This is a genomic window from Hoeflea sp. CAU 1731, from assembly GCF_039888615.1.
Lineage (GTDB): Bacteria > Pseudomonadota > Alphaproteobacteria > Rhizobiales > Rhizobiaceae > Flavimaribacter.
Window position 1 is genome coordinate 98,666 of the sequence record NZ_JBDQQS010000017.1, and the last position, 22,601, is coordinate 121,266.

Annotated in this window: 20 protein-coding genes; 12 read left to right on the top strand and 8 right to left on the bottom strand. The window is 57.3% G+C overall.

Going from position 1 to position 22,601, the window contains the following annotated elements; all coding sequences use genetic code 11:
* Positions 1–109 precede the first annotated feature (109 nt).
* The 7 genes from AAFN47_RS22715 to AAFN47_RS22745 all read left to right on the top strand — a co-directional run bounded on the left by AAFN47_RS22715 (position 110) and on the right by AAFN47_RS22745 (position 9,166).
* Positions 110–1,339: a S8 family peptidase gene (locus tag AAFN47_RS22715; RefSeq protein ID WP_499811548.1), complete on the top strand. Its 1,230-nt coding sequence runs from the start codon at positions 110–112 to the stop codon at positions 1,337–1,339.
* Positions 1,340–1,548: 209 nt separating this feature from the next.
* On the top strand, positions 1,549–2,784 hold the full coding sequence (locus AAFN47_RS22720) for a thioesterase domain-containing protein (protein ID WP_499811549.1): 1,236 nt from the start codon (positions 1,549–1,551) through the stop codon (positions 2,782–2,784).
* A 142-nt stretch (positions 2,785–2,926) separates the two neighbouring features.
* Positions 2,927–4,219: a thioesterase domain-containing protein gene (locus tag AAFN47_RS22725; protein WP_499811550.1), complete on the top strand. Its 1,293-nt coding sequence runs from the start codon at positions 2,927–2,929 to the stop codon at positions 4,217–4,219.
* A 360-nt stretch (positions 4,220–4,579) separates the two neighbouring features.
* Entirely contained in the window at positions 4,580–5,893 is a 1,314-nt protein-coding gene (locus tag AAFN47_RS22730; protein ID WP_499811551.1) for a capsular polysaccharide export protein, LipB/KpsS family, read from the top strand.
* Positions 5,890–7,149 (top strand): thioesterase domain-containing protein, encoded by a 1,260-nt coding sequence (locus tag AAFN47_RS22735; RefSeq protein ID WP_499811552.1) that lies wholly within the window; start codon positions 5,890–5,892, stop codon positions 7,147–7,149. Before AAFN47_RS22730 ends, AAFN47_RS22735 begins: the two co-directional genes overlap by 4 nt.
* A gap of 266 nt (positions 7,150–7,415) precedes the next feature.
* Positions 7,416–8,438 (top strand): putative sugar O-methyltransferase, encoded by a 1,023-nt coding sequence (locus tag AAFN47_RS22740; protein ID WP_499811553.1) that lies wholly within the window; start codon positions 7,416–7,418, stop codon positions 8,436–8,438.
* Positions 8,439–8,455: 17 nt separating this feature from the next.
* Positions 8,456–9,166 (top strand): methyltransferase domain-containing protein, encoded by a 711-nt coding sequence (locus AAFN47_RS22745; protein ID WP_499811554.1) that lies wholly within the window; start codon positions 8,456–8,458, stop codon positions 9,164–9,166.
* Positions 9,167–9,307: 141 nt separating this feature from the next.
* Here the strand turns inward: AAFN47_RS22745 and AAFN47_RS22750 are convergent, their stop codons facing one another.
* Positions 9,308–10,282: a glycosyltransferase family 8 protein gene (locus tag AAFN47_RS22750; RefSeq protein WP_499811555.1), complete on the bottom strand. Its 975-nt coding sequence runs from the start codon at positions 10,280–10,282 to the stop codon at positions 9,308–9,310.
* A gap of 506 nt (positions 10,283–10,788) precedes the next feature.
* Between AAFN47_RS22750 and trhA the strand changes: the two genes are divergently transcribed.
* Together trhA and AAFN47_RS22760 are read left to right on the top strand one after the other, a co-directional pair.
* The gene (gene trhA, locus AAFN47_RS22755) at positions 10,789–11,466 is read left to right on the top strand and encodes a PAQR family membrane homeostasis protein TrhA (protein WP_499811556.1); all 678 of its coding nucleotides are present in this window, start codon (positions 10,789–10,791) and stop codon (positions 11,464–11,466) included.
* 83 nt (positions 11,467–11,549) lie between these two features.
* Entirely contained in the window at positions 11,550–11,747 is a 198-nt protein-coding gene (locus tag AAFN47_RS22760; protein WP_499811557.1) for a hypothetical protein, read from the top strand.
* 66 nt (positions 11,748–11,813) lie between these two features.
* On the opposite strand, the gene AAFN47_RS22765 is transcribed toward AAFN47_RS22760, so the two are convergent.
* Both AAFN47_RS22765 and AAFN47_RS22770 read right to left on the bottom strand, forming a co-directional pair.
* Positions 11,814–12,227, bottom strand: a complete 414-nt coding sequence (locus tag AAFN47_RS22765) for a hypothetical protein (protein ID WP_499811558.1) — start codon at positions 12,225–12,227, stop codon at positions 11,814–11,816.
* 133 nt (positions 12,228–12,360) lie between these two features.
* Positions 12,361–13,155: an alpha/beta hydrolase gene (locus AAFN47_RS22770; RefSeq protein WP_499811559.1), complete on the bottom strand. Its 795-nt coding sequence runs from the start codon at positions 13,153–13,155 to the stop codon at positions 12,361–12,363.
* A gap of 325 nt (positions 13,156–13,480) precedes the next feature.
* Between AAFN47_RS22770 and AAFN47_RS22775 the strand changes: the two genes are divergently transcribed.
* A complete protein-coding gene (locus AAFN47_RS22775; protein ID WP_499811560.1) occupies positions 13,481–13,921 on the top strand; it encodes a hypothetical protein in 441 nt (146 codons plus the stop codon).
* A gap of 49 nt (positions 13,922–13,970) precedes the next feature.
* On the opposite strand, the gene AAFN47_RS22780 is transcribed toward AAFN47_RS22775, so the two are convergent.
* Complete coding sequence (locus AAFN47_RS22780) at positions 13,971–14,453, bottom strand: hypothetical protein (RefSeq protein WP_499811561.1); 483 nt, start codon at positions 14,451–14,453, stop codon at positions 13,971–13,973.
* A 245-nt stretch (positions 14,454–14,698) separates the two neighbouring features.
* Between AAFN47_RS22780 and AAFN47_RS22785 the strand changes: the two genes are divergently transcribed.
* Positions 14,699–15,589, top strand: coding sequence for a DMT family transporter (locus AAFN47_RS22785; RefSeq protein ID WP_499811562.1), 891 nt, complete (start codon positions 14,699–14,701; stop codon positions 15,587–15,589).
* A 100-nt stretch (positions 15,590–15,689) separates the two neighbouring features.
* Here AAFN47_RS22785 and nanR read toward each other — a convergent pair whose 3' ends face one another.
* A complete protein-coding gene (gene nanR, locus AAFN47_RS22790) occupies positions 15,690–16,445 on the bottom strand; it encodes a transcriptional regulator NanR (protein ID WP_499811563.1) in 756 nt (251 codons plus the stop codon).
* A gap of 374 nt (positions 16,446–16,819) precedes the next feature.
* On the opposite strand from nanR, the gene AAFN47_RS22795 reads away from it, so the two are divergent.
* Complete coding sequence (locus AAFN47_RS22795) at positions 16,820–17,644, top strand: phosphogluconate dehydrogenase C-terminal domain-containing protein (RefSeq protein ID WP_499811564.1); 825 nt, start codon at positions 16,820–16,822, stop codon at positions 17,642–17,644.
* Between the two features lie 93 nt (positions 17,645–17,737).
* On the opposite strand, the gene AAFN47_RS22800 is transcribed toward AAFN47_RS22795, so the two are convergent.
* The 3 genes from AAFN47_RS22800 to AAFN47_RS22810 are packed head-to-tail and all read right to left on the bottom strand — an operon-like array spanning position 17,738 to position 22,303.
* The gene (locus AAFN47_RS22800) at positions 17,738–19,117 is read right to left on the bottom strand and encodes a four-carbon acid sugar kinase family protein (RefSeq protein WP_499811565.1); all 1,380 of its coding nucleotides are present in this window, start codon (positions 19,115–19,117) and stop codon (positions 17,738–17,740) included.
* Positions 19,117–20,388, bottom strand: a complete 1,272-nt coding sequence (locus tag AAFN47_RS22805) for a ribulose-bisphosphate carboxylase large subunit family protein (protein ID WP_499811566.1) — start codon at positions 20,386–20,388, stop codon at positions 19,117–19,119. The genes AAFN47_RS22800 and AAFN47_RS22805 overlap by 1 nt, the downstream gene beginning before the upstream one ends.
* Entirely contained in the window at positions 20,381–22,303 is a 1,923-nt protein-coding gene (locus AAFN47_RS22810; RefSeq protein WP_499811567.1) for a D-apionate lactonase family protein, read from the bottom strand. Before AAFN47_RS22810 ends, AAFN47_RS22805 begins: the two co-directional genes overlap by 8 nt.
* Between the last annotated feature and the right edge of the window lie 298 nt (positions 22,304–22,601).

A 22,601-nucleotide genomic window follows, 5' to 3' on the forward strand; every position in this document is an offset into this window, starting at 1 on the left:
TCTGCGCATTCAAGGTGGCGATTGCCACAGAACGCAATCCTGATTTGCAGCACGATATAGCAGCGCGGGCGCAGGTTTCATGCGGCCCGGCGTGAAAAGGAGGCATGCCATGACCGACTATATCGTACTGAGAGACAAAAGCCTGGGACGTCTCAATCCCGGCGAACTGGAATCACTCAGGCCAACAGGCGGGCCTGGGCCATTTTCCGACCGCTTCGGTCCTTCCTCACATCCGGTGATCGAACCGGAACCGGAAATCAGCGTCGAATCACTCGAACAGTCCGACATGCGCGACCTGGCCCGGGACCCGACATTCCGGCAGAAGGCCCGGCCGATGCCGACCAAACTGATCGACACGGTTGGAACATCAAACGCCCACCCGCAAGGCCAGACCACCTGGGGCGTTCACGCCGTGGGAGCAGATGACACCGATGTAAACGGCTCCGGCGTGACGGTCGCGGTGCTCGACACCGGCATCGATCACGATCATGTCGCGTTTTCCGGCGTCAACATCATCGAGAGAGACTTCACCGGAACCGGCAACGGAGACGGAAACGGCCACGGCACCCATTGCGCCGGCACGATCTTCGGAAGAAACGTAGACGGGTTGCGCATAGGCGTGGCGCCGGGCGTCTCGACGGCCCTGATCGGAAAAGTGCTCGACGACAATGGCAGCGGCGGATCGCAAATGCTTTTCGAGGCCATGCAGTGGGCGGCCATCCAGCAAAGCGCCCACGTGATCTCGATGTCGCTGGGTTTTGATTTTCCAGGACTTGCGAAAAGCCTCGCCGACCAGGGTTGGCCTGTCGAAATCGCCAGCTCGGTTGCTCTCGAGGCCTACCGGGAAAACCTGCGCATGTTCGACGCAATCATGGACATGATACGCGCGCACAGCGCCTTCAGCGGCGGAAGCGTTGTTGTCGCCGCCGCCGGCAATGAGAGCCGCAGACAGGTGCACGCGAACTTCGAAGTCAGCGTTTCCGTGCCGGCCGCCGCCGTAGGCGTGGTTTCCGTAGGCGCCGCGGGAGAAGGGCAGAACGGCCTGACCATAGCCGATTTTTCCAACACAAACCCGCTCGTCTGCGGCCCCGGCGTGAACGTGATTTCAGCCAAAGCCAATGGCGGTCTTGTATCCTTCAACGGCACAAGCATGGCGACGCCCCATGTCGCGGGGGTCGCCGCCTTGTGGTGGGAAAAACTTCAGACCCTGCCCATTCCGGTGACATCGGACACGGTGAGAGCGCGGATCCTGTCAAGTTCCGTCACTGATCCCTTTGCGCCGGGTGTCGACATACCCGATCGCGGGGCCGGTCTGGTTTCGGCGCCCCATATACACTGAATGGATAATTGCTCCCGGTCGCGTATCGCGAGAACGCGACCGGCAATAGATGACAAACAAGATTAACTTGTATTAAGGGTTGTATATCTTATCAAGAAATAGATTATAACTCCAAACCTGTAATTCTTTTAACCATAGTGACTAGCAAAAATTTCCAGTAACGCTTAAAAAGAGGCGATAGAAGGATTCCAGGATACAACGACAGTCATATGAGCGCCGCATCTAAAGACTATACCCGCGAAATGCTGATACCGGATATCCCCTATACGGCACCGGAAAACGAGACTGAAAAAACTATCGTTCGCATATGGTCGGAGGCGTTTGGCATCGCCGATATTGGCGTTGAGGACGATTTCTTCGATCTCGGAGGCGAATCCGCGATCGCGGTGACTGTAGCCAGAAAGACTTCCGAAGCCTTCGGCGTGACACTCAAGGCCGGCGCCTTCCTGGAATCGCGGACCGTTCGCGACATTGCGCACCTGCTGGCCGATAAAACCCGCGCAGCGCTGCCCACGCATATCGTGAAACTGCGCACCGGCGGTGACCGCATCCCGATCTTCATCGTCCATGGCGCCGCCGGCATTCTGTTTCCGAACGACGCCTTCATGGACGGTTTTCACGACGATCAGCCGGTCTACGCCTTCCAGGTTCCTGGTTATGACGGCAATTGCGAACCGCTTTCAACAGTGGAAGACATCGCGGCCGAATATCTTCGTTGCATGAAGCTCGCGAGCCCCCGTGGCCCATGGCACCTTGCCGGTTTCTGCCACGGTTCCTGGATCGCTTTCGAGATGGCGCGGCGCCTGGCCGATGAAGGCCAGAAACCGCTCAGCCTCACGCTGCTCGATCCCGGCGTTCAGGAAGGCCGCATGCATAGCGAGTTCATGCGAGAAGTCGCACAGCGGCGCTGCGGAATGCTCAGCGGCCTAAAACTGGGCAGCAAGAGACTGGCGGACACCATTCGGTGTTATAGCACGACCGGCAAATGGATCGACCCCTCCGATCCGGCGGCTTACGATATTCCTGAGGTCTGGGACTACATACAAAAGCGCAACGGCAGGAAACTCGCCAAGGCGATCGCGCGAGACAATGTCGCTACCGGCGAAGGCGACATAAAACCGTGGATGGCCGATCGCAGCGAAACTTTCGAAAACGAAAGGGAACTTGAATTTCGCAGATCGCCGCAAGCCAGTCATGCTGCGAACCTGCTCAAACGCGCCTTTCACAAATACTCCTCCGATACGCCGCTGGAGATGCCCGTGCACCTGATCGCAAGCGCGTTTCAGGCCGCCAAGATTGACGAACCTTCCTATCCGCTGAGACGGCTGATGCCAAACCTCGAAGTCACGGTGCTCGGCAAATACCACCATGACACCATTTCAACGCGGGATTCCGGCAATTCTTCAATCATTCAGCGCGTCGCCGACGAAGCAAGCCAGGATTGATGCAACCTTCTCCTGTGTTCGGCGACCAGGTTCGCTGACGCGCCGATCCGGAAGTATTCAAAAAGTGCCTTTCGGTCCAACGCGGTTTGAGCAATAGTATCGCAAGTTCAATATCCCTATCCAGACAAAGCGAAACAGAACAGTGGCTGCAACCGAGGAACTAACGCGCGATTCGCTCATGCTGGACACGCCTCATGCGGCGCCGACAAGCAAGGCCGAGGACACCATCCTGCAGATCTGGTCGGATGCATTCGGCATAAGCGGCCTCGGTATCGATGACGATTTCTTCGATCTGAACGGCGATTCCCTGGTTGCCGAGACGATCACGAACAAGATCAGCGAAGCCTTCGACATTCCCCTGAAGCCGGGCGCACTGGTCGAAGCCAATACGGTGCGCGAGATCGCCGCGCTTCTGCAAGGCAAATCCGGACCGGCGCTTCCAAGTCATATCGTTTTGCTGCGTTCTAACGGCGACCGTGATCCGTTGTTCATCGTTCACGGTGCGGCCGGCCAATTGTTTCCCACGCAAGCCTTCTTGAACGGGTTTCACGAAGACCAGCCCGTCTACGCTTTCCAGGTTCCGGGCTATGACGGCCAGAACGAACCGATGGACACCGTCGAGGCCATCGCCTCGGAATATCTGCGCTGCATGAAAATGGTCAGCCCCGATGGCCCCTGGCATCTGGCAGCCTTCTGCCAGGGCTCATGGATCGCTTTCGAGATGGCCTTGCAACTGCGCAGGGAAGGCAAGCGTCCTCTCAGCCTCACCCTCATCGATCCTGGCGTTATCAACGAAAGCAGAATGCACAGGGACTTCATGCGAACCATGGGCCGGAAGAACGGGAGCGGCCTGTCGTCCCTGCTGTCCGAAACCCGGTTCCGGTACAAGAGCCTGTTGAACAGGATCAGGTGCTATCGGGCGACCGGCATATGGGCGGACCCTACAGATCCGGATTACTATCACATTCCAGAAGTCTGGGACTACATGCAGACCCGGAACAGCCAACGTATGGCAAGGGCGATGAAAAAGGTCGAAACCTCCGGCAGCGACGAGGAACGCGGCGAGCGACAGGCCATCAGGGACGACCTGGATCAGATGAAAGCCCTGCACGAACCGGAAGCGTTCGACAACGAGAGGGAACTGGAGATCCGGCGGACCCCCGAAGCCAATATGGCTGCCCGGAAGCTGAAGCTTGCTTTCTATCGGTACGGGCCCGACACGCCAATCGACCTGCCGGTCCATCTCGTCACCAGCGAGTTCCGAAACCGCAACCTCGACAATCCCCTGTTTCCGATCCGCCGCTGGATGCCGAATCTGAGCATTCTAGTTCAGGGTCAGTACCACAGCGACACGGTATCGACCCGCGGCCCGGAAAACTCTTCGATGATGCAGCAGGTAATTGATACCGCGACCAGCGACCGGTCTGCCCGGTGAGCCACGACCGCGCAAGCCACTTTGTGCACAAGACGACGGTTGCCGTCTGATAAACACAGTCGGATCCTGACGATATGGACTGGACAGCCACGGCAACCCTTTAGTATCAGATCGTGCGCGAGGGCCGAAACGAAGCGAAACTGGCCTGGTTCTGCCGGCGTGCAGCAGGCAAGTATCCGCACATGATCCGGAATTTGCCAGGTTCGAAACGAACCAGGCGCATCTGAGTCGGCCAGGATAGAAGCAAAGAAGAGCGAAGTCGAAGTGTCATTTTTCGGGCGGTTGAGGTTCAAGCGTAACAGGAAACGCATTCACGAAACGATCCGCCGCGCCCACATGATCAGCGAACAGGATCCCGCCATGAGCGCACGCGCTTTCCGGATGGCGGACGATCTCGTCGCCTCCGCACGACGCAAAAGCGGCGTGAACGAACGAAACTGGCCGTTCTATCTGGATTTCAGTCTTTCCGCCTTTGACCTCGAAGGCGCCGAAGATCTGACGAAGCAGGCTTGCGGGCACAATTACCCCGAAAGCGACAAGGCCCGGCGCGACATCGAGACGATCCGCCTGGAGACCGAACCCATCAGCAAGGAGATCGCGGCCGCCCGGAAGCATTTTCTGAGCAACACGATCGCGGCGCAGCATCCCGATCTGGTAGTCGCGATACCGTCCGTCATCCTCGACAGGCATACCGTCAACACTCCGGTCGACCCCGGTCAAATACGCTTCATCTATCGTGAGATCTTCGAAATCCTTCGCCGGCACAATATCTGCTATGGCGTGAGTAGCCGGTTGAACCAGCATGGCCGACCGCATCTCGACAACGGTGTCAAATATATCGGCTTCAGAACCGAGGATCCCACCAGGCGAGGCCTCCATTTTTCCACGACGGAAAAAAAGGGCTTCTTTTCCTTCGACAGGAAAGGCTATGCCGGCTGGTCCGAATTTTCCAGGCTGAGTCCGGACCAGATCCTGGCGCTTGCGCCCGATCAGAAAACGGCTGACATCTTCTTCGAGAAGGAAGCTCGCGACATGATCAACAGCAACGCTTCCAAATACCGACAGCCCGACGGTCAGGCTGATCTGCAGCTCGATCGTCCCTATATCTTCGTTGCCATGCAGACGGTGAATGACGCGGTTCAGCAGCTTGCCTATGTACCCATGCTGGAGATGCTGGACGAGGTCTGTGACACCGCCGGAAAGGCCGGTTTCGCGGTTGTCGCCAAACGCCACCCGCTATGCAGATCGCCGGAGGTCGAAGCCGCGCTGGAACGCCATTCGACCTCCGACGATTTCTTTGTCTCTCAAGGCTCCATACACAAGCTGATCAGTTCCAGTGTCGCTGTCTGCACGGTCAATTCCAGCGTGGGCGCCGAAGCGCTGCTGCATCTCAAGCCAGTTTTTGTATTCGGAGGCGCCCCTTATCAGCAGGCCTGCTTCGTGGTTCGGGAAAAAAGCGCCTTCCAGTCTATGTTCGTTCCGGATCGGCTTCCCCATGACGAGGCATTTATCCGCAAGTTCTTCCATGTCTTCCGCAATCATTATGAGCTTGACATCGAAGACAGCGCATTTTCCGGCAAGCTGGAAGAGCGAATTCTGGATCTCGTCAATGCGACCGGTGACATGGATAATGCGGCGGATACGACGATGCGAAGGATGGGAACAGGTCAGTGAGCCAGCATACGGAAACCATCACCCGGGAATCGCTAATGCTGGATACGCCCTTTGCGGCTCCCTCCAACGAAACCGAAACGACCATCCTGACTATATGGTCCGAAGCGTTCGGGATCGCCGGTCTCGGAATTGACGACGACTTCTTCGATCTCGGCGGCAATTCGCTGATAGCCGCGACGGTTACCCGCCAGATCGGCGAAGCGCTCGGTGTTCCATTGAAGACCGGCGCGCTTGTGGAGGCCAACACGGTTCGCGAGATCGCGATGCTGGTGCAGGACAGGACAGGATCGTCCCTGCCTTCGCATATCGTGCCTCTGCGCTCCGTCGGCGACCGCATCCCGATCTTCATCGTCCATGGCGCTGCGGGCCTGCTATTTCCCTCTCCCGCCTTCATGGGCGGATTCCACGACGACCAGCCGGTCTATGCCTTCCAGGTTCCGGGCTATGACGGCCAGTCGGAACCGCTGGAAACGGTCGAGGCGATTGCCTCCGAATATCTGCGCTGCATGAAGTTGGTGAGCCCGAGAGGCCCCTGGCATCTCTCCGGCTTCTGCCACGGATCCTGGATTGCTTTCGAGATGGCCTCGCAATTGCGGGATGAAGGGCAGAAGCCGGAGAGCGTGACGGTGGTCGACCCGGGCGTCCAGGAAGGCAGGATGCTCAGCGACTACATGCATTTCCTGAGACGTCACGGGAAAGGCCCGGTTGCGGCTTCTCTCTCAGAGATGAAATCCCAGTGCAAAGGCCTCCTGAACACCTGGCGCTGTTACCGGGCGACCGGCATCTGGGCCGATCCCACGAACCCGGATTCCTGCGACATCCCGCAAGTCTGGGACTATATCGACATGCGCAACCGCAAACGCCAGGCGCGGGCCCTGAAAAAGGCGGCCGCGACGGCCTCCAGAGAGGAACTGGAGGAGCGCCAGTGGATGTGGGACCGGCAGGATGAAGGCGCCTTCGAAACCGAGAAGGAACTGGAACTGCGCCGCACCGCGGAAGCCAATACGGCGATCGACAAGCTCAAGCTCGCCTATTACAAATACGCCCCTCGGAAATCTCTGGACATTCCGGCGCACATGATCGCCAGCGAATTTCAGAACGAGAAGCTGAAGGACCCGACATACCCGATCCGTCGTTTCATGCCCGATCTCGACATCACCGTGCTCGGCCAGTATCACAACGACACGGTTTCGACCAGTGGTCCGGAAAACGCCTCCATCATTCAGCGCGTCGCCGACGAGGCATCTGGCTGCTGAGTCTCATCGACGATGACGATCAAGCTGGTTTGACATCATCATGGGCGACAAAATTTGCCTTCTACAATATTTGTATTCTTTATTGTCACGGCAAAAATTGCTTCTTGCAATACAGAGGCATCTGTTCGTCAGATGATTTTAACAGCCGCTTAACGTCTCTGTGCAGTATGTATTTATCGTATATGTGTATTTTCCGCTTTAGAGCTGGCTAGAAGCTGGCGCTATGTATTGAGTGAAAGCTTATGAGTCTGCCGAGTGCAACCCGAGTGAAAGAACAGGTTTTCGAAGAGATAGGAGAAGAATGGCTATCCTATCTGAAACGGGGTTTTGAAACCGAGGATCCCGAGTCGCACACGGCGTTCTGGAAAAAACGCCTGGAGATCGCCAGGCCTTCGGACTCCGAAGGAAGGATCAATCGGGACGTACTGGAGAACTTCAGGGGATCGAGGGTCAGCGTCGGCGACAACCCCACGCCGGCGCGCGGCGGATTAAGCAGATTCGGCATGAAACGGGGAGAACGGGCCATGCTGAAACGCTGCCTGCAAGCCATCAGGAATGATGGCGATGAAAGCCTCCTGAGAAAATACCCCAGTCATCCGGCAGGCAATCCGTTGACGTTCGACTGGAAGGGCGTGCCCGTAACGCACAGATGGATCAAGCACATCCATCATCTCGGTATGGTCAACCGGGTGCTGGGGTCCCGACTTCCGCAAGGGTTCGCGCTGCTCGACATCGGCAGCAGTTACGGGATTTTCAGCTATCTGATGTTTCGTGAGTATCCGGGTTCGCACCACATACTCGTTGACCTTCCCAATCAGCTGATTTTTGCCCACTACTATCTGCGAAGTTGTTTTCCCGAAGCGCGGATTGCCGGTCCCGCGGAACTGCAGAAATACGGTTCCATTACGCGTGATGTGGTTGAAAATTACGACTTTATTCTGCTGCCGACCGATATCTACGAGAAACTTGCGGCGGACAGTGTCGATCTGGTCACAAGTTTCGCCTGCCTTGGCGAACTGAAACGCATTTATTTCGACAGTTACGTCAAATCTCCACCTTTTCGCACGGCGCGCTATCTTTATACCGCCAACCCCGTCGACAAGCTCGCCGGCATGCGGGACGCGGAGGTATGCGTGCTCGATTATCCGATTCTCGATGCCGCTAAACGACTGTTCTTCGGAATATCGCCGGTGTTTCTTTTTCCCTATTTGCCACCGTCACCGCACCGACTGTTCGGATACAAGCTTTGGTGGCACGATCCCTTTTTTGAATGCATCACAGAAATTTGAACCCAGAGGCTATGACAATGGGACAAGTGGACCTCAAGATAGACGCACCCAATGCCGGGTGGTCGTTCGAAAACATATCCAACGAATTCGATCGGCATGTCGAGCGCTCAGTACCACTCTATCAGCAGGGTCACGAGCTGGTATGCCAGCTAAGCGATTTTTTCCTGCCGAGAAACGCGGTCGTGACGGAGATCGGAACTTCCACCGGCGTCCTTGCAGAGCGGTTCCTCAACCACCATGCCGACAGGAGCGACATCCGTTATGTCGGAATAGACATTGTCGACAGCATGATCGAAAAGGCATCGGAAAAGATGCAAGCCGACCGTCGTGCGGAATTCATCACGGCGGACATCCTCTCCCACCCTTTCGAACGCAGCAATATGATTATCTCATACTATTGCATCCAGTTCATTTCTCCGAGAGTGAGGCAGAACGTCTTCGACATCGTCTACCAGACGCTTGAATGGGGCGGCGCATTTCTGCTTTTCGAAAAGGTTCGGGCGCCGGATGCCCGTTTTCAGGATATTTGCGGCCAAGTCTACCAGGAATACAAACTGCATCAGAATTTCAGCGAAGCCGAAATTCTCAACAAGCAAAGAAGCCTGAAAGGCGTACTTGAACCCTTCTCCACCCAGGGCAACATCGACCTGATGAAGCGGGCCGGATTCGTCGACATTATGTCTGTTATGAAATGGGTCAATTTCGAAGGCTTTTTGGCTATCAAATAGATCCGGAGTCCGCAAGAACCTGACCCGCAAACCTCCCTGAGCCTTGGAGAGTTCCAAAGGATGAAATAGTCCGGCTCTGGGTCGGGCTTATCTTGTCTCCCGATCAGCACTATTCTTGCGGAAATGTCGACGAGCCGGGTGTCAATCCGGGCGGGCGAGTTCACGGCAAAGCCTGTCCAGGCCCGGTCGATTCAGCTCCATGTGATAGACAAAACTTTTCTGCAGGCTGTTAAAGCGACGCCCTCTGACGTCGTTGCGCTTCAGGTCACGACGGGCCAGCATCGCACAGCGGAAATCCTGGATCACTTCCCGGAGATCCTGGAAAGAACGAGGAATGCTGCGGGGGACAGAATAGTCGGACCACGGCGTCATCGATCGATAGAGACGGTAGATGCCGGCGCCCGGTGCATTGCGCATCTTCCACGGCTTCTCCTTGCCTATGAAGTGGAGGACGGCCGGCCGAACCAATGGGTCGCGATTGGTCTTTGCTATGAAGTTCCAGCGACCGTGTATCGGCAAAATATCCTGCCAGGCGACGGCGCACAGAACGTCCTGGGTCGGGAACCGGATGATGTCGCGATTGTTTCGTGCAAATGTCTCGGCACGCGTGGTGATGTCATTTTTGCGCCAGGCGGCCGGATCGATGAGGAGGGAACCTGTATTGAAATAGGTGCCTGTCTCGGGCATTCCCAGTTCGCGCTTCCTCGCAGACATCCGGTCGAGAGTCGCATCGGGAATGGCAGCCAGCGTTCTGCCGGAAAGATCCGTTTCCATCAGCCCGGTCAGATCGTCGGTAACCACCATATCGCAATCCAGATAGAGCAATCTTGAGCAGCCGGCCGGCGCCAGATCCGCCAGGAAGAACTTTAGCCAGACGCCGGCCGACCATCGTTCGAAGAGGGGAAACTGCGAGAGATCAACACCGGACGCCTCGACCATCGAAAGCTCTACGCCGACCCGGGCCGAAAAAGTTTCGAGCTTTTCCCTGTTTTCCGCGCTGATCCCGTTGGAGACCAGCATGACGGGGTATCCGGGGCTGTTGCAGGCGATGGAACCGAGAAGTGTCGCGAAATGCGGAACGAAATTCTCATCAGCGATTGCACAGATACAATTCATCGGCCACCTTTGCTAAGCTCCGGATCCGGACTGGACTGACGCCATTGCCGAGACCTCTCGGCAGACATTCGGTTCGGGAGCCTCATCCACGGAAGAGAGCACCAAGTCTCACTCGTTTCCGGTCCTTTATCCGACGAAAAAACGAATTTCGATCATGACTACAATATAGGCAAGCATCTGTCGCTCGCAAAGGAACATTTCGGCAAACATATCAAGGAAATGGTGATGACAAGGGAGTTCAGCGCGGGCTGGAGGCTCCGGCGGGTTTCCGCGAGCGGCGCGATGGTCTTTGCCGAAAATCCCGCAATGCATGCGCCCTTGCGGCGAATGGGCCCGCCATCGCTAACATTCTGACTTTCCATAATGGCAATTCGATGATGCTGATCGGAGAGATGGTGAAATGACGCCTGACGCCACACCGACAAATGCGAGGCTGGAAAAAGCAGAAAACTTTGCTACGCTTGTAGCGTTTCAGGCAGAAAGCCGATCATCGAACGGGTTCGAACATGTCTCGTGAAAGCAGGATTGTCGCGGAGTTCACACCTCGCGAAGAACTGTGGAATGCCGCGACGCACGCCATGGGCGCGATGCTTGCGATCATCGGACTGATCGTGCTTCTGACCCGCGCCGAGACCATCGGTCAAGCGGGAAGCCTGATGGTTTTCGCTGTTTACGGGGCGGCCCTGGTTCTGCTCTATATATTCTCCGCCGGGCATCACGCGATCGCGCATCCGTCGACCAAGCAGGTGTTCCTGGCGCTGGACCATTGCGGAATCTATCTGCTGATCGCAGGCACCTATACGCCGTTCTTTCTTATCATGCCCCCCGGTCAGGGATGGTTGTTGCTGGCCTTCATATGGGGCCTGGCGGGCGCTGGCATAAGCGTCCAGATAACGTGTTTCATGACCGGATACAGCGATCATTACGAGCGTTTCGCCTTCATCGCCTATCTCGCTTTGGGATGGATTCCGCTTTTCTGGGTCTGGGACGATGTCATCACGGGAATTCCGACGGGCGGACTGGCGCTGCTAGCCGCCGGCGGACTGGCCTATACGACCGGCGTGGCCTTCTATCTGTGGCGAAGCCTCGTCCATCATCATGCGATCTGGCACCTGTTCGTCGTGGCAGGCAGCGCTCTGCAGTTTCTGACCATCTATCTCTACGTGGCGCCGGTGACGAACTGATCAAGCCGGCTTGCGTCTTGCAGCCGGCCTTTGATATGGAGACAGTCCGGAGCCGAAGCCAAACTGACGATAAGGGATCGATGATGGCGAAAGACGATAATGAGCTGGACAAGCTGCGCGGCGCGCTCGACGTGCTTTTTGAACTCAAGGAAGAATTTGCGCAGTGGGTCGACGAGGCTCAGGACGGCTCAAAACACGAGGCCCTCGACAACGTTCTCAACCATGTCGAAACCATGGAGCGGGAATATCGCAGACGCTTCGAGGAAGCGTCGCGCGACTGAGGCCAACCAGCCGCGCGAAGACAGTCTCCCGTCTGCCAACGCCCTCAATATTGAGGGCCGATGATATCAGTCGCCGCTGTTGATGCTGTGCACGCTTTCAAGCACGAAATGCTGGAAGATGAGCGGTTGACGGCGCGCTCCTTCCAGTTCTTCAAGCACCTTGTGTCTCACTCCGGCCGCCTGCCAGGCCTGCATCGCCTCTTCGTCGGGGAAGATGGATATGGCGACGACTTCGCTTGCGTGTTCGTCGACGAGAAAGAATATCAGCCGGTCCAGACCATGATCGTTGATCGCCTCGGTGAACCCGTCGATCACCAGCTTCTTGCCGGCCTCGAAATCGGCCGGTTTAAATTTGTGGGTGTAGACGATCACCGGATCGCCTTCATCGGGAATGAGCAAGCTCTCCTGCGCGGAAGCAGGCGCTGAAGCCCATGACGCAACAAAAAGCAAAGCGACCACCAGAAGCAAATGCGGTTTCATGAAAATACCTCCAATTTGAACCCCTACAGTCAGTACACAGGCTACGCGCCCATGCAACCTATGCGATCTAGTAGTACCGTTTCAATTTGACGGTTTTTCACATTCCGGTTTGAACATTAATGGCGGCGCCGGCTCAGGGTGTCGCGCCGAGACATTGCTGGATGTAATCGCCCACCCGCGTGACGAGGCTGCTCGGCACGCCGACATGCCCCCTATCGTGCCGCCAGAGCTCGGCCTGGCCGCCGGCCTGCTTCACGGCTTTCTCATAAGCCACAGACTGGCTGAACGGCACGATGTCGTCGCGCGTGCCATGAACGAGAATCGTCGGCGACATTCCGCCATGCACGGCATACAACGGCGAGGCTTTGCGGGCATCGTAATCTCCCAGCATCTTTGTCGTTTCATTGTTCTGCAGGGTCGTGAAATCCAGCGGCGGAGCATAGAGCACGGTGCACCGCGGGTTTTCCGTTATGCCGAGCCAGGCGGCTTCCGTGCTGCCAGCGCTTGCGCCGCGAACCGCATAGCGATCGGGGTCCAGACCCCATTTGCGGGCGTTCTTCCTCGCAAATTCGAACCCGTTCTCCACGTCGACGCGCTGGGCGGGCCAGGTCGCCTGGTCCGAGAGGCGATAATCGGTGGAAACGATGGCGACGCCGCGGGCCGTGATCTGCTGCGAAAACCGATAGCTCGGCATCGTGTTTCTGTGCATCCAGCCGCCGCCTGGAACATTAAACAACCATGGGATCGGACCTTCCGCATTGACCGGCTTCTGCACGATCACTTCGTTTCCGAATTTGTCGAAGACGTATCTTTCCGTTGTATAGGACAGCGGTCCCGCCGGCGGTTTGAATTCACTGTCGCCGGACTTGCATCCAGCCGCCGCAAGCGCCACCAATAGGGCCAGAAGACAAACTCTTACTATCATCATTGGTATGGGATTCCTTTCGAGCCGCTTCTGTCGGCGGCCTATAAGGCGGTTTCATGACGAAGCTTCTGATTGGAAGAAACCGGCTGAACGGATGCTGAACGAATGGTTACCGCGCTGGGTTGCATCAGGCGTCATGGTAACAAAGCAGGTTGAAAAATGGCGCTTCGGCTTGTCGGGCGACACGACGTGAAATCTATGCGCCGAATGATGATTGAAGGCGCGTTAACAGTATTGGGCACAGTTCGTGGACGTGTCACATATTATTGAGTAAGATTTGACACGGTACGTTTTGAAAATAATGGCAACGAATCAAACGAGGTTGAGAATGATACAGAAAAAGATTGTCGCGCTTACCAGCGCGTTCATGATGATCGCAGGCCTTATGCTTGCCCCGACGACCGCCTATGCAGGCCAGGGAAAAATTTCCATGGAACTTCTCAAAGCCGCCTTCGTCGTTGGCGGCACGGGCGGAAAAGGCACGCTGACCTTCGACGGCAAGACTTATCCGTTGCGGATCGGCGGCTTGAGCGCCGGATGGCAGATTTCGCTTTCGAAGGCCAATCTGCAAGGAACCGTCAAGAACATCAATCAGCCTTCCGACATCATCGGCGTCTATTCGGCGGCGGGCGCGGGCCTTGCTATTGCGGCAGGGGCCAAGACAGCCGTGATGATCAACGACAAAGGCGTAACCCTTGAATTGATCGGAACACAAATGGGCGTCGACGCGTCGCTCAACCTCGAAGGCCTTTCGGTCAAAATGCGCTGATCCTTGGGCTAACCGGGATCACCCGGCTGCGGTCTCCGGTCGCAGCCGTTTAATCCTTGCGCACGCGTTCGAAGACGATCCCGTCTATCTCGAAGTGCAGCCGGTCCGGCGCCGACCAGACATGCTGTGTGCCATCATCGCACAGCAGGGTTGGCGAGGCGGGAATCAGGCATTCCATGCTGACACAGAAACTCTCCAGACAGCCCGGCCGCCGCAGCCTGTAACGTCCCTGCATGGTGCGATTGATGATGTGGCCGGACACATCGCGCCAGATCCAGAAGCTGTGCCGGAGCCGATCGACCTGCCTCACGAACAGGCAATTATTGTCGCGGCCCCTGCTGAATTGCGCCGCACAGCGCTGCATCAGATCAGAATATTGCACCATCGCGACCGTATCGCGTCCTTCCGCGTCCACTGACAGTTTACTGGACAGAAGCTCCACCGAGATTTCGATGCTGGATCGCGCCGGCGCGGAGAGGCAAAGAAGCATGACAAGGCAACACAGGACGCCCGATATGCTGTTTCTTCTCATCCCGTACCTGTCTGCATTTTCAAACCCTGCCGTCATCAAACAGACAGGTCGCGCTCGTTTCAAGTCGAGATTGATGCCTGAGAAAAATGTCGCGATTCTGGCGCCGGCCAAGTTAAGGCGACAAGTGGCGTATTCAGACGCGCGAGGAATCAGGTGGTCTGCTTGTTCCAATCATATAAACAATGCGATAGGTAGTGTTCTTCCGTGTCGTGCGACAGCAGGCGCCGGGCACCGAGGAGACCAGCATGAGGGATGCGCCAGCCGGAAAAGAAACCCAGCAAAGGCTTTCCGGCATCGCGCTGATGTGCTTTGGGGTCGCCTGCCTGTGCGTCAACGACGCCCTTGCCAAGGCCCTGACCGCCAGCTATTCGCCGCTCCAGATCATGTTCATGCGCAATATCATCGCGCTGCCCTTCGCCATTCTTATCGCGCTGAAAATGGGTGGCGTGAGCGCCCTGAAGTCCACCAGGCCGGTGACGCACTTGCTGCGCACTGTGTTGTGGATCGCTGCGACCTTGTTGTTCTTCACCAGCGTCAAGCTGTTGCAATTGGCGGAGGCGACGGCGCTGATTTTCGTGGCGCCGCTTTTCATTACCGCCATTTCCGCACTGTTTCTGCGCGAGCACGTCGGCTGGCGCCGCTGGATGGCGGTGATCGTCGGCTTCATCGGCGTGGTCATCGTTATCCGGCCGGGCGGATCGACTTTCCAGCCGGCCTCGCTGCTGCCGGTGGCGACCGCCTTGATCTACGCCTTGCTGATGATCAGCGCCCGCTGGGTGGACGCGCGCGAAAGCATGTGGACGCTTATGCTCTACCTGACCGGCTGCAGCGCCTTCCTGAGCAGCTTCATCACGCCGTTCTTCTGGAGCGCCATTCGGTTGGAACATCTCTGGCTGTTCGTCGCGATCGCCCTGTTCGGCACGGCCGGCATGACGATGATGACCCAGGCCTTCCGACTGGCGCCCGCAGTGGTGATCGCGCCTCTCGACTATACGGCGCTGATTTGGGCGACGGCGCTCGGGTGGTTCATCTGGGGCGAGGTTCCCGATTCAGTCACCTATGTGGGCGCGGTCGTCATCATATCAAGCGGGGTGTTCATCATCGTTCGCGAGTACAGGACGCACAAATCCGGATGAGCGACGGATGATGCGGGAAATAGACGCATCGGCGTTTGATTTCCAGGTGACTAGCTAATCATTGTTTGGGTATTCAAATTGTATCGAATAATTTTATGATCTACTGACTCAATCGGCTGTTATCCGGTTTTACTGTATACAGCGGGTCGGATCTGTTGAGATGCTCCGTCATAAGTCGTACAGCGCCTTCGATATTGTGACTTGCGACCAGGTCGAGAATACCCTCATGTTCTTTCAGCGTCGTTTCCTCGCGGCCGGCCCAGTGCAGCATAGGTTTATAGTATGTGAACAGCCATGAAAGCATTGTCTGGGTGACCGTTTCGAGCAGCGGGTTGCCGGTCAGTCGGGCCAATCCGACATGAAAGTCGATATCCGCCTTGATGAAGGGTTTTTCCTTGCCAAGCATCGCACGCTGCTTGTCCACCAATGACCGCAAATCTTCGACATCGTCCGCTGTGCACTTTTCGGCAGCGATTCGGACCGTTCCGGCCTCGAGAATTTTTCGAAGTTGCTTCAGGTTCTCCAGATTCGCCGGTTTGGACGACAGCATGAGTTTGGCGATATCTTCAACCTGCTGAAGTGCGGCCCCGGCAGTCAACTCGTTGACCCGGCTACGTTCGCCGTGGGAGATCGTGATCAAGCCCTTGCTCGCCAGCATTTGCAGGGCCTCGCGCACAGCCGGTCGCCCCACTCTGAACCTTTCCATGAGCGCACGCTCGGATGGCAGTATGTCGCCGGGCGCCAGCTCCCCTGATTCGATCAAGTGCCACAACCGCTCAAAAACCTGGTCGGACAATTTTTGGCGTTGAATTGGCTCGTTGTACAACGGATCAGAAGGTGATGACGCTGATGACATGGCAAGTTTCCCGATTTGTAATGATCAGTATGCGCTAACTGGTATGATGAGGCAATATCATTCGCAGGTCTCTTGGGATATTGAATACCATGTTCAACTGAAAACGGTCAGTTCAATAGCATAGGCTTGTTGAAACCGGCTTCAGATAGGCTTTCCGAAGTCGATATGCGAACGAGCAGGTACTTCCGTTTCATGGACCTGCCATGACTTTACGACACGCGGAATGACGAGTCGATCCTATGAACCGGCTCACCTTTCAACCGCTTGTTGCGCATGGGTTTCTGTGCACGACAGTTCTGACTACACAACTGTTCATACCAGTTGACATTATGATCATTACCTGCGAACGTTCTGCGCAATTTGGGAGATAGGAAATGAAGATTGCTTTGATTGGCGCCGGCGGAAAAATGGGGGTGAGACTCGCCAAAAACCTCCAAGACTCACGCTACGAGATTGCTCCGGTCGAAGTTTCAGAGCCTGGAATAGAACGTCTGAAAGCGGAAACAGGACTGGAATGCCTCCCGTTGGAGCAGGCTCTTAAGGGAGCCGACGCTGTCATCCTCGCGGTACCGGACACTGCCATTGGGACTGTCAGCAGGCAGATCATCAACAAAATAGGCAGCGGCGCCATCGTCGTCATTCTCGACGCCGCCGCGCCGTATGCCGGGCACCTGCCTGCCCGTGACGACATTACCTACTTTGTCACCCATCCGTGCCATCCACCCATCTTCAACGACGAGACGGATCCAGTTGCAAAGCGAGACTTCTTCGGCGGTTTGGCTGCGGCGCAATCCATCGTATCCGCGCTCCTGCAGGGGCCGGAGGAACACTATGTCATTGGCGAGGATATCGCCAAAACCATATTCAAGCCGATTCTGCGATCTCATAGGGTTAACCTGGAAGGTATGGCGCTGCTTGAGCCCGGGCTGTCGGAAACGGTGTGCGCCACCTTACTTGTGGTAATGAAGGAAGCCATGGACGAAGTGGTGAGGCGCGGTGTCGATCACGATGCGGCTCGCGACTTCCTTCTCGGCCACATGAACGTGCTCGCCTCCGTGATCATGGAGGAAAACAAGGGTGTGTTCTCCGATGCATGCAACAAGGCGATCGAATTTGGCAAGCCTCGACTCATGCGGGACGACTGGATCGGAGTTTTCGATCCAGAGGAAATTGCAGAAAGCACCAAGCGTATAACGTGATTCCGACAAGCGACCCTCTCAAAGGGCCATTCATCATGTTGAAAAGCGCCAGGTAATGATGACGATCCGTCGTCGGCCGTAGCGGCACGTCATTCAAATGCGGCCGCCGCCTCTTGCCAGGCCGAAGAAATTTCGATCACCCATCTGCCCGCCCTTCAGGGCGATTTCGAACGCTCCATGTATTTGGTCATTGACGTGTGCCCGGCACAGTGCGGCGCCGGGAGCAAGCGGTGCCAGTGCCGTCAAGGCGTAGACGCCGAGCTCCGCGGTTCCGTGGGAAGACGTGTCGCCACCTGCTATCACCCCGCGCTCTATTCCAGCCTTCTGCATCACACCGCGAAGCACCTGCCCGAGTCCGCTGCCGACGCGTGCGTTTACGGCATCCGCGGGTTCTCCGGAAGCGTCGATCGCTTCGCGAAAGCGTCCGGTCGCAGGATCATCCGGACCCTCTGCAGTAAAGACGATCGGATCCCTGCCCGCATCGAGCGCCGCCAGCGCTGCATCCACTGACCGACCGATCTCCATTTCCCATTCGACCGCATCCACCGCCCGCCCGGCGTCAAGTCTCAAGGCAGTGAAACCGTTGTTGCGGGCCCAGTCGATTTGACTGGCGGTGACGGGCGAACACGATCCGGAGACGATGACCACGCGCTTTTCTGTCGAGGTGTGAGCATGATGTTCAGCCCGGTCCAGCAAACCCGTATTTCTCCAATGTGCAACCAGGGCGTACTCCACACCCTGGGATCCGATGGCGAAGATGCCGTTGTCGCGGTTCTCCCAGATCAGCCGTCCGGCTTCGGCGAGCGATGCTTCGTCCAACGTATCCAGCGCAATGATCCTGGCGCCATCCGCCAGGGCATTCCGCAACGCTTGCTCGCTGTTTCGTTTTTGGAGCGTCAGAATGTCGATCAGTGCGATCGGCCAGTCCGTCTGTTTCGCAAGATGGAGACGGACATCCGCCTCGCCCATAGGCGTGACCGGATGCCTGCTCATCGTCGGGTGTCTGTCGAGGCGGTAATGCAGCGAATCCGCGCGGGCAAACAGGTTGCCGAACAGTTGATAACGCCCGATATTCGGTGCGCCGACAAGGAGCGGATGCCAATCGCCACCCAGGATAGGCGCGCCGATCTCGATCGCCGTGCCGATGGAACCGATTGCCGGCGACGAATCGAATGTTGAGCACACCTTGTAGTGGCTGACTGGCGCCGCGAATCCGGCCAAAGCCCGAAACACTGACGGGAGATTGTCTTCCATCCATTTCGGCGGTCTGGCGCGGGCGGCGCCAGCGATCCCGATGCCGCGGTATCCGCTGAACCGGCCCAGCTGTTCCTGCGTGGGTTTGTCCAGGAACAAGACGGACGACAGACCAGAGAAGGCCAGCACTTCCATCACGGAAGCGGCGCCCGTGTAGTCGTCACCATACCAGGAGACAAGGGTACCGTCGGGCAGGGTGCTGCAGGCGCTTTCGTCCATCAGGCATATCGCTCCAGTGCGCGCGCCAGTTCATTGTGCCGGTTTGCAAAAACCGCCAGCGGAATGTCGCCGACCGTGGCTTCCCATGCCTGTTTCAGGCTCGCCACACCGGCCGCCGGGCCATCCGGATGCGCCATTATACCGCCACCCGCCGCATAGATCAGATCGGTCGATTCGAGCGCCTTGTAGGTGGCAGGGACCTGCCTGGCCGTCTGACCGGATGAAAAGACCGGTACCGCCAGGCAGGGATTGTCGGCAGAGAGTGGGGTCAGGCACTCTTTTGCCGACGTGATAACGCTCTCGTCGGATTCGCTGAACTTGTTCTGAAGTCCGTTGACATGCATGTGGTCGGCACCGGCAATGCGCCATATCTTCTGCCATGCCGCGAATGACCAACCAAGCATCGGATGGCGGGACAGATAACCCCAACCGTTACGGTGAGCATGGATCGGAAGCTGAGCGTGCCGGGCGATTTCGATAAAGCCGACCAGCCCGACCGAGTTCAGACTCACCATCACGCATGTCCCGCCCAGATCCCGGACGAGGTCATGCCGGCGTCGCATCTCGTCAAGTTCTCCGGTAATGTTCAATGCGAACATTGTCTTTCGGCCGTTCTTCTCGGCTCCCGTGCGGACCTCCGTCAACACGGCGCCAGCGCGTAGATCGAATGGGCAAACTGCGCCGTCGGACTGAAGTTCATCATCCTTGATGAAATCGATATCCGCATCGATCAGCGTCCGGGTTAGGGATGCTGTCGCTTCTGCGTCCAGACCGATGCTTGGCTTGATGATCGTTCCGATCAGCGGGCGCTGCGCAACCCCGGCTAGTCGCCGCGTCCCCTCGATACCAAATTTCGGCCCGCCGTAGCGCTTCGCAAAAGCATCCGGCAAGCGAAGGTCTTCGAGGCGTAAGCCGGAAAACTGCTTCAGCTCGAAAAGGTTTCCGGCCACTGTGGCAACGAGATTCGGCAAAGAGGCGCCGATATTCTCCAACGGCCAGGAAAGGGTGACACGTGCCCGGCGAACCTTGCCTGTCCCAACCACTGCACCCGGCAGAGACGGCCGGCCGTCATGGTCGAGTAGCCGGACTGCTTCCACGCGCGCCGCCGATCTTTCTCGTAACTCTGGGGTCTCGCCCGGTACCGGTACGAAGGTGCCGCTCGACTGTTCTCCAGCCATGGCTTCAACCGCATCGACCGGGTCGATCCCGGTTTCGATCGTGTAGTCGGCTTCAATTCTTTCTGTGGGTTCGTGACGCCGGGCCTCAGCCATTTGCGTGCCTCCGCCGGGCAAAGACCACCGCGAAAGGATCCATCGTAACGATACCGTCGTGGCAGGGTCGTGCATTCTCCAGCCAGTCTGGATCGGCGACGGCATCGCGGAAGCTGGCCGTATTCAGAGTGAGAACTTCGCATCCCAGCGGGAGTTCTACCGTGGTCGGACCGTCCCCGAGATTGGCGAATATAAGGTTTGTGATGCTTTCTTCCCGCGTGGCAACGGCAGCGATCCCGGTCGGCAATCCGGCAATTAGAATGCGCGGTCTGCCGGACATTGCGGCAGTAGCCCGGACCACGTGATAGATCGGATAGACGACCGCGTCGGGTGCAGCATCAAAATAGGGGCGCTGTACCGCTTGATCTTGAGCAGTAATCGCAAATGGCCCGCGCGGTGCGCCAAGGGCAACGAAATCGACCGCGACGTTTTTCATGGATGCGAGCGCTCCGACGGCGAAAGCGGCAGCAAACAGGCCCCGTTGGCGCGGATCATACATCGCCATGGCTCGCCGTGTCTGTTCGGGATTCTCCGCCACATCGTTCCCGTAAGGATTGGACCGCATTCCGATGCTCACAAGGCCCAATCGGTAGGGTTTATCCGCGGCGAGCCCTGAGGCGCTCTCTAAAACCTGAGGGAGAGCCTCGATGGTCTCGATCACCGAGCGATCGTCCGCCGCATGGACAATCGCCGTTGTACCGTGGGTGATGAAATCACAGCTGGCGGGATCCGGCCTGCATCGGTTCAGTTCAGTGAAGTTGGTCAGGACCCCGCCACCGATCAAGGCATCCGGAAACGCAGACCGCGCCGCGGTTGCGCAATCGGCCGGCGTTGGCCCGTCCGGCCACGGACCCGACGGCTGATGGCTCTTAAGATAGGCCTCCGGCAGGGCTATAACCCGTTGCGGAACGAGGCCGGCTTCGGCTGTCCTTCTCGCCACGTCCTTGAGGGTGGTTTCCGGCTCCACACCCTGCGGCAGGACTATCTCGATATCGGCTTCGGCGTCAATTGATTGGACGAGCTCTCCGGCAGAGCGGCAGAATGCTTCATCGATGTCCGGGCCGATCCGGAGTTGAAACGACTTCACGCCTGTCTTCCTAATCAGGTCGAAGTATTCGACGGTCGGTTGCCAGCCCCGCTCAACGGCAAGCGCGATCCGAGGGAAACGGCCGTCAGCGTCCATCCGGAGCTGCGTCTGCGCTGTTGTAGAAAGATCTTTGCCGTTGCCGCGAACCGATATCCGTATCGTCTGGGAAACCGTTTCACCGGCCTTGATCGTATAGGTGAAGGGATGAACCAGCGGCCGGCAATAGGTTTTGAAAGAGGCGTCGGTCCAGTTTCTCTGGTCCTCCATTTCGAAAACCTCTCCCGAAAACGCGATATCGACGTCGATGCCCTCCACAACATGCCGAAGACCGGCGATATCCCTTGCCGGTTGACCGGGCGCGATGACCTTGGGAAACTTCATACCCTCTTCGCTGCCGTCAGAATGGCGAAGTACGAACTGTTCGCCGGCGACGCCCGCCAGCGGATGGAGGACTGTGAAACCGGCGCGGTTGGTGTCGAAATCGCGTAAGGCAATCATTTTCAGCACGGCTGTCACCACGCCCCGTGCTTCGGCTACGACGACCAGCCCACAAGTCAGGCCGTCGTCGATGGCGAATTCTTGTTCATAGCGCGCTAAATCGCCGTTTTCGTGCAGTTTTTCCGACAATATCCGGGGAGATAGCGTCCTCCAGCTCTCGTCGCGCACCGGCCAGCTTATGCCCCGCAGAATTTCTATTCCGCGCCATGAGACACATCTTATGGAGTGACCATCGAGTTGAAGGGATAGATCACCTTGGCAGACGGTTCGTATGGCGGCCGGATCCTCCGAAGTGCCGTAGACGGCAATTCTCGCCAGTTCGCCCCGCAAAGTCACCTCCAGCTAATTTGGATTGATGATTATACCAGTTTATTATGATCGTCAACGAGCCCCAAGGCTCGTCGGATCAGCGGATAGGCACAATCCGTCGGTGAGAGGAGGCCGTTTATAAGGGTATCTGATCGCATTCCACCGGAACCGGGGTCAGTTCCAGCATTGGAAATCCCCCTCTTTACAGTCAACATATATGATTAGCTTGACACAAAGAGGTATACACATCATACAAGTCGGGGGCATAGTTGCCGTGTAATGGAAATGGCTATTCCTTGCCGGCCCCAACGGAGGAGCC

Bases quoted from the DNA above. Each gene is read 5' to 3' on its own strand.
- AAFN47_RS22715 (WP_499811548.1), top strand. From the start codon at position 110: ATGACCGACTATATCGTACTGAGAGACAAAAGCCTGGGACGTCTCAAT.
- AAFN47_RS22720 (WP_499811549.1), top strand. From the start codon at position 1,549: ATGAGCGCCGCATCTAAAGACTATACCCGCGAAATGCTGATACCGGAT.
- AAFN47_RS22730 (WP_499811551.1), top strand. From the start codon at position 4,580: ATGAGCGCACGCGCTTTCCGGATGGCGGACGATCTCGTCGCCTCCGCA.
- AAFN47_RS22745 (WP_499811554.1), top strand. From the start codon at position 8,456: ATGGGACAAGTGGACCTCAAGATAGACGCACCCAATGCCGGGTGGTCG.
- AAFN47_RS22750 (WP_499811555.1), bottom strand. From the start codon at position 10,282: ATGAATTGTATCTGTGCAATCGCTGATGAGAATTTCGTTCCGCATTTC.
- trhA (WP_499811556.1), top strand. From the start codon at position 10,789: ATGTCTCGTGAAAGCAGGATTGTCGCGGAGTTCACACCTCGCGAAGAA.
- AAFN47_RS22760 (WP_499811557.1), top strand. From the start codon at position 11,550: ATGGCGAAAGACGATAATGAGCTGGACAAGCTGCGCGGCGCGCTCGAC.
- AAFN47_RS22765 (WP_499811558.1), bottom strand. From the start codon at position 12,227: ATGAAACCGCATTTGCTTCTGGTGGTCGCTTTGCTTTTTGTTGCGTCA.
- AAFN47_RS22770 (WP_499811559.1), bottom strand. From the start codon at position 13,155: ATGATGATAGTAAGAGTTTGTCTTCTGGCCCTATTGGTGGCGCTTGCG.
- AAFN47_RS22775 (WP_499811560.1), top strand. From the start codon at position 13,481: ATGATACAGAAAAAGATTGTCGCGCTTACCAGCGCGTTCATGATGATC.
- AAFN47_RS22780 (WP_499811561.1), bottom strand. From the start codon at position 14,453: ATGAGAAGAAACAGCATATCGGGCGTCCTGTGTTGCCTTGTCATGCTT.
- AAFN47_RS22785 (WP_499811562.1), top strand. From the start codon at position 14,699: ATGAGGGATGCGCCAGCCGGAAAAGAAACCCAGCAAAGGCTTTCCGGC.
- nanR (WP_499811563.1), bottom strand. From the start codon at position 16,445: ATGTCATCAGCGTCATCACCTTCTGATCCGTTGTACAACGAGCCAATT.
- AAFN47_RS22795 (WP_499811564.1), top strand. From the start codon at position 16,820: ATGAAGATTGCTTTGATTGGCGCCGGCGGAAAAATGGGGGTGAGACTC.
- AAFN47_RS22800 (WP_499811565.1), bottom strand. From the start codon at position 19,117: ATGGACGAAAGCGCCTGCAGCACCCTGCCCGACGGTACCCTTGTCTCC.
- AAFN47_RS22805 (WP_499811566.1), bottom strand. From the start codon at position 20,388: ATGGCTGAGGCCCGGCGTCACGAACCCACAGAAAGAATTGAAGCCGAC.